Below are 13,133 nucleotides of genomic sequence, written 5' to 3'. Positions count from 1 at the left end.
CGGGGTTAGGGCTGTATGAAATTTCATTGATGCAGATTATAACAGTGATGCTGCCTATAGTGAAAATTCTACTTTCATGGGCAGATGGTCTGAGCCAATTGAAGGAAGTTGTTCGACCTTGTTGAGTTTAAATTCATCGCTGAGCAATATTTGGTCGATTGGCAGTCCTAAAATTGGTCTTATGCTATCAGGGAAACTGTAACTTAGCCAGCTTGAAGCAATGCCATTGACATGGCGCGTTGCAGTTTTGTCTTCAACAAATTTCACAGCGTAGCTCCAACTGGTTGCATTAAAATCGCCACCAATAAGTTGTAACGGCTCTTTTGTTAGGGGGAGTGCAATTATTTGGCTTTTTTGACGATAAGGCCAAGGCCAAAATAAATGCAGAGATGATAGTTTTAGCGGCGTTTTTGCATTAATATCAACCATCGCAGTAGCTATGCCTGCATCATGCGGGCATGCTTCTTCTGGCATGGTGCTAATGAATGGATAGCGTGATAAAAATCCGGTTGCACCAATCATTGATATTTGGGCGCGTTCACATTTATAAGTATAATAGTTGTTGGTTCGTGCAAATTCGCTTAAGGCTTTTTGCCAGTGGCTTGATGCTTCTTGATAGGTAATAAAGTCAGGCTTTTCTGAATTCAACAAATCAATCAGTTTTTGGGTGTTGGGATTATCATAACGCAAATTTGTCTGTATGAGTTTAAAGTGCCGTGTGCTGCTGATGTTTGTTGGTTTCAAACCTTGTGTTTGATAGGTGGATAAAACACAAAATAAGCTAAATGTAATAATTGCCAATCCAAAACGTTTAAAGCTTGTGAAAAAAATTGGAATAGTTGCTATAATAAGCACAAATGCCATATGGCGTCTAAAATGAGCAACGGAATCCAGCATTGGATGCAATACGCCTAAATAGCTGATTAATAATGGTACTGTCGCTGCAATTAGTAAGAGCATCCAGATAAGGCTAAAAAGGCCAGATTGGGTATTATTGCGCATATTGTCTCCAAATGTTTTGTCACAACATTTAAAGCGAGTAATTACGGCAAAATTTCCAGTGTAATTTAAATGCTAACAATAAAGTTTAACTATTATTACCATTCATATTTTGACTGTTTTGATAAAGCGGTGCTGCATAGGCCGGCATTTTAGCATAATGAATGGCAAAGCCCAAAGTAAGCGCCGTTGCAAAAATGCTAAGACTTAAGATCGACATGCGTTTTGCGTAACTATCATTCATTGTAATATTCCATATGAGATTAATAACTATAATCTAACTGGTGTTCATTGAATAAAGGCTGAGCGAGCCGTTCATAGTTTATTTATTGATCTTAAGGAATTATTAAAAATAATGGTTAATTCAGACTAAAATTTAGGCTATAATTTAACCATGAAACACGATAATTTACATTTGTTTATAAAGTGTGGTATTAAAAAGCAGCTTTAAAATTTCGCAATAATGGTTTCTAAGTTCATGAAGCCTTTGTCAGCGATTATGTGTAAACAAATTGGGATAGATCAAAAAGCCCAATTAGCAACCTATTTTACGGAGTTATCGACGATGCCTAGCCAGAATAAACCAATACAGTTTTTTTACTGGCCAACCCCAAATGGGTGGAAAATTAGCATCATGCTTGAAGAGCTCGGTGTGCCTTATAATGTTAACTATTTAAATATTGGCAAAGGCGAACAGTTTGAGCCAGATTTTTTAGCGATCTCACCTAATAACCGCATGCCGGCAATTATTGATCCAGAAGGACCAGATGGCGAACCAATCTCGGTTTTTGAATCAGGCGCAATTTTAATGTATCTTGGCCGTAAATTTCAGCGTTTTTATCCAACTGATGAAAGAAAGCGGGTTGCGGTTGACGAGTGGTTGATGTGGCAAATATCTGGCCTTGGGCCAATGTCAGGGCAAGCTGGTTATTTTGCTGTTTATGCCAATGAAAAAATCCCTTACGCTATTGAGCGTTATACCAAGGAAGTGCGCCGCTTATATGGTGTGATGAATAAACGCCTTGAAGGGCAGGAATATTTGGCCGATAATTATTCTATCGCTGATATTGCATCAATTGGTTGGGTATCAAAATATGATGCCTATGGAATTGATTTGCTAGAATATCCAAACTTAAAACGTTGGTTGCGCACCATGCGCGAGCGTCCTGCTGTACAGCGCGGACTTGAACTTGGTCGTGAAATGAAAAATGATTTATCTCATGATCAGGAAGCGCAAAAAATCCTCTTTGGCCAAGAGGAAAATAAATAAGCTTAAAACACATTATTTTTAAAAGGGGAGGGCAGTTTAAAATCTGCTCTCCCTTTATTTTTGACCTAATTTAGTGGCAGTGTTACCATACGTAAATCGCCATTGGGTTTTGCAACCATGATGAGGGCGTTTTGGCGGCCCGTATCACGCAAGGTTTTTATACGCTTAACCACATCTTCGCGGTTGGAGACAACTTCTTGATTGATGCTGATAATCACTTCGCCAATAAGGATCCGCTTATCAGAGGCGATCGAGTTGGTTTCAATATCGGTAATGATTACGCCTTTAACACTTTCTACAATGCCAAATTTCTTGCGTAAATTTTCGTCAAGCGCTGTAATTTGCATACCAAGAAGCGGCTTTGGTGCATTATCAGCACTTGTCGTATCTTCAGTCCCATCACTGGTATCATCAATTGCAGGCTCATTTTCTTCTTCTTTTAGCTGTCCAAGCTTAACGTTAACCACCTGTTGCTTACCATCACGTAAAATAGTTACTTTTACATCGCGACCAACTGGACTTTCAGCAACAATACGCGGTAAATCCTTGGCATTTTTAATCGGCTTATCGCCAAATTTTAAAATAACATCGCCCTCTTTAAGCGCTTTATTATCCACATCTTCAGCTTCCATTTTACTGGCAACCATTGCGCCATCGGTATTTGGCAGCCCAAGAGTTTCAGCAATTTGTTCATTGATCGGTTGGATACGAATGGCAAGCCAACCACGATGAATTTCACCAAATTCTTTTAATTGCGCAATAACGCCAGTTGCCATGTCGGCAGGAATAGCAAAACCAATGCCAATAGACCCCCCCGTTGGCGAAATGATTGCTGTGTTAATGCCAATCACTTTGCCATTCATATCAAAAAGTGGTCCACCAGAATTACCACGATTAATTGCGGCATCGGTTTGAATGAAATCATCATAGGGGCCAGCGCTAATATCGCGGTTGCGCGCTGATATAATACCAAGGGTTACAGTCCCTCCAAGACCAAATGGATTACCAATTGCCATTACCCAATCACCAATACGGGCATTTTCAGAATCACCAAAACTAACCGCAGTGAGCTTTTTTTTGTTTGGATTAACTTTCAGCAAAGCGATGTCAGTTTTTGGGTCTGTTCCAAGCAATTCAGCTTTTAGCTTTGAACCATCTGTAAAATTAACTTCAATATCATCAGCATCGGCAATGACGTGATTATTAGTCACGATCAGCCCTTCTTTCGCATCAATAACAAATCCTGAACCAAGCGACTCAACCTTGCGTGATTGTTGGGGAGCCTTGCCGTCTTTATCGGTGAAGAAATCTTGAAAATAATCTTCAAAAGGCGAGCCTTTTGGAATGTCGACAACAGGTGGGTTATCACCGCTTTCAGTTCCTTTGACATTTTGTGAGGTGGCGATATTAACCACCGCATCAAGCAGACCAGAAGCAAGATTTGACACCGATTGTGGGGCACTCGTCATATCGCGCGGCGCAGTTGCTGATGCATTTTGTGCCCATGCAGCTGTTTGAAAAGCACCACTAGAAAGCGGCAGGGTACAAGCTACAGCAAGAGGTAAAAGGCGGCGCAGTCTGGTCATACCGATTCCTTAAAATGTCTTATAATTCAACTATCATCACCCCTATCGGGCACTTGATAATATTATATAGCGGCAAATAGATAACAATAGGTATAAACACATTGCAAGCATTGCATGACCAAAATACGGCATGGTTTGGTTGTTTTAAGAATTCTTGATATAAAATTACGACGGTGTTTTGTCTATTCGCACTTCAAAGGGGCCATCTTTTAGCAATTTATCAATAGAACCGCGAACTGTGCCAATTTTGACAAGACCTTTAGAATAGGAAAAGTCTTGATAAAAAATTGCAAGATTGCCCCAAGGCGCATAATAAGCAATATCACCAATGACGGGGGTAAAACCGTCAGGTGCTTGTTCTAGGTTTAACCGCTTAGGTAAATTGGCTACTTTTTCGGTTGATGCGTAATCATTAAGTGTCAAAGTAATCGGTAATAGCGATAAAAAATCATGACCAATTGGACTATCTTCAATTTCAGCAGTTAAAATTTCACCATCAATGGTTAAGGTAATGGCCATAATATTTCCTTTCTGGTTAGCATGCGCAATATTGAGATAAAAAATCGAACCAAGGACAAGGATTAACACTGTTCTAAAGAGTTTAAGCATGCTTGCCTGTCCTTTTATAAAATAGTTGGAAGCTGATTAAAATTAGAGTGATGGCACAGCCAAGAAAGAGCGTTGCAATGGCAAATATGCTCTTAGCGCCACCACCATCAAAAACAGCGCCGCCAGTTGCCGCGCCAATTGATATGGAAAGCTGGATGGCTGCAACCATAAGTCCACCAGCAATTTCAGCGCGATCGGCAAGGGTGTGAACAATCCATGTTGACCAAGCAACTGGAATAATGCCGAACATGAAGCCCCACATCATAATCAACACTATATTTTCAATAAGATTTCCATTGCTAAAATAGAAACTAATGGCGATAAATGCTAATATGGCATGGATAGCAATGATGGTAATGCGAAAACCTTGACCTAATAATTTTCCGGCAAAAAATGTGCCCAAACAATTAGCAATGCCAAAGCCAAGCAAGATTAGCGATAGCTTGGCACTATTCAAAAACAGATATTGTTCAATATAAGGGCGCAAATAGGTAAAAAATACATGGTAACCGCCGTAGCTGAAAATCATACCGCCAAGGCCAGCAATCACCCAAGTGGTTTTTAAAAGTTGCCCCATATCGCGAAAGCGACTTACAGTTTTAACTGGCATGGATGGCAAAGATAAAAATTGCCAGATAAAGCCAATCGTGCCAAGCAGTGCTGCTAGCCAAAACACATTGCGCCAACCGATAAATTGTCCAATATAACTTGCTACCGGAATAGAAATAATTGTAGCAACAGCAACACCTGCATAAATAATACTTAATGCGCGTGGTACATTTTTTGCAGGCACAAGCCGCAAGGCAACCGCCGATGACATAGACCAGAAGCCGCCAACACAAATGCCAAGTAAAGCACGGGCAATAAGCAAGACAATGTAATTGGGGGCAATGGCAACCAGCGCATTGGAAACAATCAACAAAGTTGATAGGCTAAGCAAAATAAGCCGCCTATCAATAGTTTTGGTAAGCGGACTAAGCAGAATACTCGTAGCCACGGCAAAAAGCCCTACAACAGTTACAGCTTGTCCAGCTAAACCTTCGCTGATCGATAAGTCATGGGCAATAGGTGTTAACAAACTAATTGATAAAAATTCACCAGTGATAAGACCGGTAACGCCAAGGAAAAGCGAAAAAACTGCCGACCATTGTGGTGCTATAATTGCTGTTTCATTTTGGTTGAGTACCATGGTGGATTACATCTCTTTATAAATTTCAAAATGGGTAAAATATGTCATTGATCTAATGTGATGATTGCCAAGGCATTTACCTTGGCAATCTGACTTTCTTTTAATAGTCTTTTGCCAAAAAAAACGTGGCTATTTACTTCAAATTACTTTCAAAAAAGCTGGTTAATTTACCAAAAGGAATGAGATCAACGCGGTCATAAAGATCGACATGGCCGGCATTTTTTACATAAAATAGTTCTTTTGGTTCACCGGCACGCTGATAGGCATCTTCGCTAAATTCTTTAGAATGCGCTTGATCGCCAGTAATGAATAGCATTGGCCGTGGTGAAATGGTTTCAATGTCATTAAAGGGATAAAAATTCATGAATTTGACATTGCTAGCTAATGTTGGATGAGTGGTAAGTTCAGGCGATTGGCCTTGTGGTGTAAACTCACCGCGTGGCGTGCGATAAAAATCAAAAAATTCGCGTTCAATGGTATTGGAATTTTCGGTTAAAGCATCAACTGTACCACTGGTATATTCGGTTTTTGCGCCTTCAAACTCTTTTTGGCGTTGTTCGATGGCTGCTTGAATGTTTGCTTTACGCTGATCAAGCGTTACACCATGATTGATGCCGTTACGATTGGCTGCGCCCATATCATACATGCTAACCGTTGCAACCGCCCGCAATCTTGGATCAATTTTTGCTGCACTAATTGCAAAGCTACCACTGCCGCAAATTCCTAGAACGCCAATTCGGTTTTTGTCGACAAAATCTTGTGTGCTTAGATAGTCGACTGCTGCACTAAAATCATCGGCATAAATTTCAGGGGAAACAAGATTACGTGGCTCACCTGCACTTTCTCCCCAGTATGAAAGATCAATTGCGAGGGTTACAAAGCCTTGCTCAGCAAGTTTTTGTGCATAAAGATTGGATGCTTGCTCTTTAACTGCACCCATTGGGTGACCAACAATAATTGCTGCATTCTTTTTGCTGCGATCAAGATTGTTAGGGACAAAGAGATTACCAACAACATCCATATTATATAGATTTTTAAAATGGATTTTTTGAAGTGTGACTTCATTGCTTTTATAAAAATTATTGACGCCATTTGACATATCTTGTGCCATAACCTGGAACGCGCTGAAAATTAGTGTTAGCAACACAATCAGTGTTCGCATGGTCCTTTCTCCTTAAATGAAAATACAAATTCAAGAAGATTATGGCACAGCTTAATAGGTGTGATAATTGCATTAATATTGCATACTATTATGAGCTTTACTCATGAATAAATATGGCCAATTTGTTAATCTATAAAATTAGTCTTGCGCCTTATTAGCATTTTTGCTCCAGGCACGTAAAGCATCGCAAAAGAGTTTGAGCGCCTGCGGCTGTTGGCGGTTAAGTGGATAATAAAGACATGTTCTGCCGATCTTCGGGCTCCAATCCGCAAGCAGCTGCACCAATCGGCCTTGCTTGATATGTTCATGGACATGATAATCAGGCACCCATGCTATGCCTATACCAGTTAATGCTGCTTCAACCATTAGATTAGTATTGCCAAGCGTCATAGGGCCATTCACATCAATATTCATACTGCGCTCCTGCTTTTCTAAATCCCAATGATACAGCGCACCACTTGAAAAACGAAAGCGGATACATTGGTGTTTTTTAAGATCATCTGGCGACGTTGGCGTGCCATGCTGTTCAAGATAATCCGGTGATGCAACCGCAGCAATACGGATTTCATCGGGGCCAAAAGGAATGGCAGCCATATCAAGCGGCACATCTTCAAGAAGGCGAATGCCGGCGCTAAAGCCATCGGCAACGATATCAATATAACGCGTATCGACAACAAATTCGACATGAATATCGGGATAGGTTTTAAAGAAGTTTGGTAACATATGGCGAATAAGCAGCTTTGCACCAGCTTCGGCGCTGCTAATACGAATAGTTCCCGATGGGCGATTGCGCGAAGAATTTAAATCATGAATAGCCTGCTCTAAATCATTAATTGCAGGAACTGAACGCAGAAATAACTGCTCACCAGCCTCGCTTAAAGCAACAGATCTTGTGGTTCTGATAAAAAGCTGGATGCCAAGCCGCTCTTCAAGTTTTCGGATTGAGTGACTTAAAGCAGATGTTGAAACGCCTAATTCACGTGCAGCAGCACTAAAATTGCGTTGCTCGGCAACAGTGATAAAAATGCTGAGTTCTGGCAGTGCAATACGCGACATGCTGTTTTTTCCTATAATGCTGAATGCAGGATATAGCTTAATCGATTATTGAAAATTACTCAACAGGCTATGAATAACATCGCTAATTGTCAAATTTTATTAATCAATTATAGTTGGCTAATCAGCAAAACGGTGTGAAAAGTGAATTTTACGCCTTAACTTAAGGATAAACCCCTTGCGATCTAAAAAGCTTTTATCAGCGCTTCTTTTATCCGCCACACTTATATTGACAGGAAATGTTATGGCCAATGATTATCAACAAAATCCGTTTACACTAACCTATGATGGGGCAATTACTAAAAATGAGGCTGGAAAAGTCAATATTCATGCGGTGCACTATAAGGTTAATGGTATTGAAATAGCCGCAAATATTTATACGCCCGCTAATTATAATCCAGCAAAAAAATATCCAACAATTGTTGTGGCCCATCCTAATGGCGGCGTTAAGGAACAAGTCGCCGGATTATATGCGCAGCTTTTAGCAGAGCAAGGCTATATTACAATAGCTGCTGATGCTGCCTATCAAGGGGCAAGTGGCGGTGAGCCACGGAATGTTGATAAGCCATTTAACCGCATTAATGACATTCATGGCATGATTGATTTTATTGCCACCTATCCTGGTGTGGATACGACACGCATTGGTGCTTTGGGTGTTTGTGGCGGTGGTGGTTACACACTTGCCGCCGTACAAAGTGATAAACGCGTAAAAGCGGTTGCGACTATCAGCATGTTCAATTCAGGTCTTGTGCGCCGTAATGGCATGCAAGATAGTCAGGTCAGCACAATCCAACAACGTTTAAGCGAGGCAAGTGAAGCACGGGCAAAAGAATTTCTAGGTGATGTGCAATATACTGCCAATTTTGATTTAAAAACCACAACCGATCAAGATATTGCCAAGGCTCCTGCTGGACTATACCGCGAAGGATTGGAATATTATGGCAGAAGTCATTATCACCCTAATTCTACCTTTAAATATACAACAAGTAGTTTACTTGATCTTATGACCTTTGATGCAACCGATCATATGGATCTCATCGCGCAGCCATTATTGCTCATTGCTGGCTCTAATGCCGACACCCTATATATGAGCGAACAGGCACTGGCAAAAGCCACTGGCACAAGCAATAAAAACCTTATCAAAATTAATGGTGCGACTCATATCGAGACTTATTGGAAGCAGCCTTATGTCAATGAAATTGCGCAAGATTTGACCAATTTTTTTAATAAGGAATTGTAAGTTATTATTGCATAGCTCTTAGCCCATTTTAGAGCTATGCAATTGCCGTTCATCGTAAAGAGCAAGATAGCTGCGCATATATACTGCACCACGAACAAACATCATAAAAAATAGAAATTTTTCTATCCTACGCTTTAAAGGGGAGATTTCGTGACGCATAAATTAGTTAAATTAGCTTTTTAGTGTCTTTTGTAGCCACATTCCAAGCACCTAAGGTTTCTAGGCGCAGTTACGTTCTGATGTGGGGGCAAGTTTGCGGCAAGGTATTAGCCAAAAGCAAATTTTAGGATTTGCTAAAATTTGCGCCAGCATCTTTAAGAAACGGCGGCAAACCGCTTTGAATATGCGCTCCAACAAGCAATAAAATAATAATTGTCACCTTCATATCCATGAAAATAAGGTGTTCAAAATTGTTCACTTTGATTTTTTCACCTAAGGAATAAAAATGTCAAAACCTATTCAAAATACCACGCGGCGCGGATTTTTAGGAGTAACTGTAGGTCTTGCAACGCTGCCCTTTTTGTCAGCTGCTTATGCTGGAAAAGATAACCAATCTTTAGCTCGCGATACGCCACAAAAAATAGAGAATAATCGCCGGCGAAAATTAGGTGCGCTTGACGTTTCAAGCATTGGTTTAGGTGTACAAAATATGCACCGTACCTATCAAACCACCATACCACACCGCGCGGATATGATTAAACTTATTCAAGCGGCATATGATAATGACATAACTTTATTTGATACGGCAGAAGCCTATGGCCCGCTTGAATGTGAGCGCATTTTGGGTGAAGCAGTAAAGCCATTTCGTGATAAGATTGTAATTGCGTCAAAATTTGGCTGGAATATTGACCGTAATACCGGCGAGCGTAAACCAGGGTTAAACAGTAGGCCCGAGCACATTAAACTCGCGGTTGAAGCCATGCTTAAACGGTTACAAACCGATCATATTGATCTGCTCTATCAACACCGCGTTGATCCAGATATTGCGATTGAAGACGTTGCTGGCGCGGTAAAAGATCTTATGAATGAAGGCAAGGTTTTGCATTGGGGCTTAAGCGAAATGGGTACAGGCACATTGCGTCGTGCCCATACGGTATTACCGCTAAGCGCTGTGCAAAGCGAATATTCATTGCTTTGGCGAGGACCAGAACAGCAAGTGCTAACCATTTGCGAAGAACTCGGCATTGGTTTTGTACCATGGAGCCCGCTTGGCGTTGGCTTTTTAACCGGTGCAATTGATGAGCGGACGCGCTTTGCTGATGGTGATATTCGTAAAGTTGAAACACGCTTTTCATCAGAAAATTTGCCCAATAATTTAAAGATTGTGGAATTACTCAGAAAATGGGCAGAAATAAAACAAGCAACACTAGCACAAATTTCACTTAGCTGGTTATTGGCGCAAAAGCCTTGGATTGTGCCAATTCCTGGAACTACGCAAATGGCACATCTAGTTGAAAATTGCGGTGCTGTTAAGGTACAATTTAACCATGATGAGCTTTTAGCATTTAATCAGCAATTATTGGCAATCAAGATAAAAGGTCAACGCTTGCCAGATAATGTCCTTGCCTATTCCAATGTTGAAGCACCAATCATGAGCAGATAGCGGGAGAGGCGCATTAGGTTAAAGCTGGCGATAGTTTAATTTGTGAGAAAAGTTGTTGCAATGTGATTCCATAATTGCTTGAAATATTTGTCGGGCTGCTCTTGGCGCACCGCTTAAATTTTATTTAGTTTCGCTAAAAATCACAATTAAAAATTATATCGCAACCTTTAGTGAAATATTTATGATGGTTTTAATTCTTTGAAAAAATTGTGTTATTTTCTCATGGGAGTAAAAATAAATTACCATGGACTGAAAAAATATAGAAGATTACCCCAGTTGTCGATAGCTTGTGAATATTAGTTTTTTGTGATCAAATTCTTGTATTTACTCATCATTCACATTATAGAACGCCAATAAATAGAGTGCTTTTGCATGTGCAAAAGCCAAAAAACTCTTAAGCTTTTATTTGAGCAGTGAGCGCAAAGTGATGATTTTCACTGTTGCGCTTCATTGCTTTTGGAGAATTGATGTGAGCGATATTCGTGAATTTATTCGGGCGGCTGCCGGCCTTGAAATGAAGGCAACTCTTGCGGTTAGGGGTGGCAAACTCGTCAATGTTGTATCAGAAGAAATTTATGATGCAGATATTGCCATTTATAAAGACAAGATTATCGCAGTTGGTGATATTGAAGATTATGTTGGTCCTAATACTGAGATAATCGATGCGAAAGGTCGGTATCTTTGCCCAGGCATGATTGATGGTCACCTTCATGTTGAGTGCTCTAAGTTATCCTTAACTAGTTTTGCAAAAGCAGTTGTTCCACTTGGCACGACCTCAATTGTTACCGGTCTTGATCAAATTATTGTTGTTGGTGGCCCAGATGCTGCTCGTGAATTTTTGGATGAAGCAAAAAATACGCCATTAAAAGTCTTTTGGGGTGCGCCTTGCAAAACACCTTACACAATGCCGCGTTCAACCGTTGGCCATTATTTTAGCCCTGAAGACCATCGTAATACCCATCATTGGCCTGAATGCGTTGGTATTTGGGAAACAGTTCGTGAATTTATTCAGGAAGAAGATAGCGATGTTTTAGAAGCATTGGCTATTGGTGCTGCCAATCGCTTACCAGCTTTGGGTTGCTGCCCAATGACACGCGGCTCTAAATTAAATCAATATTTGGCAGCAGGCGTGCGTTCAGATCATGAAAGCTATAGCCCTGAAGAAATGCTGGAAAAGCTACGCAATGGTATGCATGTTGTCATTCGTGAATCGTCGATTTCGCATTTCTTGACCGATAATTTACGTATTGTCACTGAAATGGGCGTTAAAGCCCTACGCCGCATTAGTTTTTGTACTGATGATGTGGTTGCAAGTGATATTCTTACTCGCGGCCATCTTGATAATATGGTGCGTATGGCAATTGCTATGGGCATTTCACCAATGGCTGCTATTCAAATGGCAACCATTAATGGTGCCGATGCTTTGCGTATTGACCATAAGGTAGGCTCTATTTCACCAGGACGCATTGCTGATATTCTTCTTGTTGATGATTTGCGTAATTTCCGCATTGATGGTGTTATCGCTAATGGTAGCCTTGTTGCAAAGGGCGGCAAAATGAGCGTTAAGCTTGTTGCGCCAACGCGCAGCCCATCTTTGTTGCAAAGCATGAAAGCCGAAGCAGTTGTAGCAAGCGAAATTCGCGTTGAAGCCAAAGGTAATGGCGACAAAACCGAGCTTATGGCAATTAATGTTACACCTGAGAAAATCTTTGTGCGCACCAAACGCATGGTAACATTGCCCGTTGAAAATGGTTTTGTAAAAGCAGATCCTGCACAAGATGTTCAATATTTAACTGTTGTTGAGCGTTATGGCAAAACCCGTAATCGCCCCGTTGGGTTTATTTCTGGCTTTGGCTTAACGTCTGGGGCCATTGCATCATCAACTGCGCCTGATGATAATAATATTATTTGCGTTGGTGCCAATGAAAAAGACATGGAACTTGCTATTAATACCTTGATTGAAAAGCAAGGTGGACAAGTTGTTGTTAAAGATGGCAAGGTGATTGAATTCTTGCATCTGCCAATTGGTGGTATTGTTTCAGATATTGAGCCTGAAGAAATGATGGGATTTGAAACCCGCCTTGATGATGCCGCACGCAGCCTTGGTTGTCAGCTGCCTTGGCCATTTATGTATATGTTTGTGTTGCAGATTACCGCAATTCCAGATTACGCCATGACTGATCTTGGCATTGTGGATTGTGTCAATTTGCAAGTTATTACCCCTTATGGTGAACCAGTGCAAACCACCCATAATGTTTAAGTTTTTAAAAGGCATTTATTCGTAAATGCCTTTTTTCGTTTCAAATCAATATTCGAGCGCATTTCGATCTGATTGGATCAGATCGGCGCTCTAATCCATTGTTTACACCGCGTTTTTTGTGCGAGAACCGCTTCACACTTTTCGGAAAACGCTCTAAGAACA

At 40.7% G+C, this 13,133-nt stretch carries 11 protein-coding genes; 4 read left to right on the top strand and 7 right to left on the bottom strand.

Translation table 11 applies throughout. The annotated features are described in order from the left end of the window. Nucleotides 1-54: 54 nt before the first annotated feature. Together N6A79_RS09020 and N6A79_RS09015 are read right to left on the bottom strand one after the other, a co-directional pair. The gene (locus N6A79_RS09020) at nucleotides 55-1,002 is read right to left on the bottom strand and encodes an endonuclease/exonuclease/phosphatase family protein (protein WP_268545678.1); all 948 of its coding nucleotides are present in this window, start codon (nucleotides 1,000-1,002) and stop codon (nucleotides 55-57) included. Between the two features lie 85 nt (nucleotides 1,003-1,087). Beyond that, nucleotides 1,088-1,243, bottom strand: a complete 156-nt coding sequence (locus N6A79_RS09015) for a hypothetical protein (protein ID WP_262078244.1) — start codon at nucleotides 1,241-1,243, stop codon at nucleotides 1,088-1,090. A 321-nt stretch (nucleotides 1,244-1,564) separates the two neighbouring features. Here N6A79_RS09015 and N6A79_RS09010 point away from each other — a divergent pair, with 321 nt between their 5' ends. Beyond that, a complete protein-coding gene (locus tag N6A79_RS09010; protein ID WP_268545677.1) occupies nucleotides 1,565-2,269 on the top strand; it encodes a glutathione S-transferase family protein in 705 nt (234 codons plus the stop codon). A 65-nt stretch (nucleotides 2,270-2,334) separates the two neighbouring features. Here the strand turns inward: N6A79_RS09010 and N6A79_RS09005 are convergent, their stop codons facing one another. The 5 genes from N6A79_RS09005 to N6A79_RS08985 all read right to left on the bottom strand — a co-directional run bounded on the left by N6A79_RS09005 (nucleotide 2,335) and on the right by N6A79_RS08985 (nucleotide 7,871). Continuing rightward, entirely contained in the window at nucleotides 2,335-3,855 is a 1,521-nt protein-coding gene (locus tag N6A79_RS09005) for a Do family serine endopeptidase (RefSeq protein ID WP_442784229.1), read from the bottom strand. 165 nt (nucleotides 3,856-4,020) lie between these two features. Beyond that, the gene (locus N6A79_RS09000; RefSeq protein WP_268545675.1) at nucleotides 4,021-4,374 is read right to left on the bottom strand and encodes a cyclophilin-like fold protein; all 354 of its coding nucleotides are present in this window, start codon (nucleotides 4,372-4,374) and stop codon (nucleotides 4,021-4,023) included. A gap of 82 nt (nucleotides 4,375-4,456) precedes the next feature. Then, on the bottom strand, nucleotides 4,457-5,653 hold the full coding sequence (locus tag N6A79_RS08995; RefSeq protein WP_268545674.1) for an MFS transporter: 1,197 nt from the start codon (nucleotides 5,651-5,653) through the stop codon (nucleotides 4,457-4,459). 133 nt (nucleotides 5,654-5,786) lie between these two features. Beyond that, nucleotides 5,787-6,815, bottom strand: a complete 1,029-nt coding sequence (locus N6A79_RS08990; protein WP_268545673.1) for an alpha/beta hydrolase — start codon at nucleotides 6,813-6,815, stop codon at nucleotides 5,787-5,789. Between the two features lie 138 nt (nucleotides 6,816-6,953). Then, a complete protein-coding gene (locus N6A79_RS08985; RefSeq protein WP_268545672.1) occupies nucleotides 6,954-7,871 on the bottom strand; it encodes a LysR family transcriptional regulator in 918 nt (305 codons plus the stop codon). A 241-nt stretch (nucleotides 7,872-8,112) separates the two neighbouring features. Here N6A79_RS08985 and N6A79_RS08980 point away from each other — a divergent pair, with 241 nt between their 5' ends. The 3 genes from N6A79_RS08980 to N6A79_RS08970 all read left to right on the top strand — a co-directional run bounded on the left by N6A79_RS08980 (nucleotide 8,113) and on the right by N6A79_RS08970 (nucleotide 12,971). Further along, nucleotides 8,113-9,108, top strand: a complete 996-nt coding sequence (locus tag N6A79_RS08980; RefSeq protein WP_268547571.1) for an alpha/beta hydrolase — start codon at nucleotides 8,113-8,115, stop codon at nucleotides 9,106-9,108. A gap of 445 nt (nucleotides 9,109-9,553) precedes the next feature. After that, a complete protein-coding gene (locus tag N6A79_RS08975; protein ID WP_268545671.1) occupies nucleotides 9,554-10,711 on the top strand; it encodes an aldo/keto reductase in 1,158 nt (385 codons plus the stop codon). Nucleotides 10,712-11,180: 469 nt separating this feature from the next. Then, nucleotides 11,181-12,971: an adenine deaminase gene (locus tag N6A79_RS08970; protein ID WP_268545670.1), complete on the top strand. Its 1,791-nt coding sequence runs from the start codon at nucleotides 11,181-11,183 to the stop codon at nucleotides 12,969-12,971. The last annotated feature ends 162 nt before the right edge of the window (nucleotides 12,972-13,133 follow it).

The organism is Bartonella sp. HY761 (assembly GCF_026743145.1).
Classification (GTDB): domain Bacteria; phylum Pseudomonadota; class Alphaproteobacteria; order Rhizobiales; family Rhizobiaceae; genus HY038.
The sequence above is the reverse complement of the archived record's forward strand: the minus strand, read 5'-3'. Positions and strand labels throughout refer to the sequence as shown.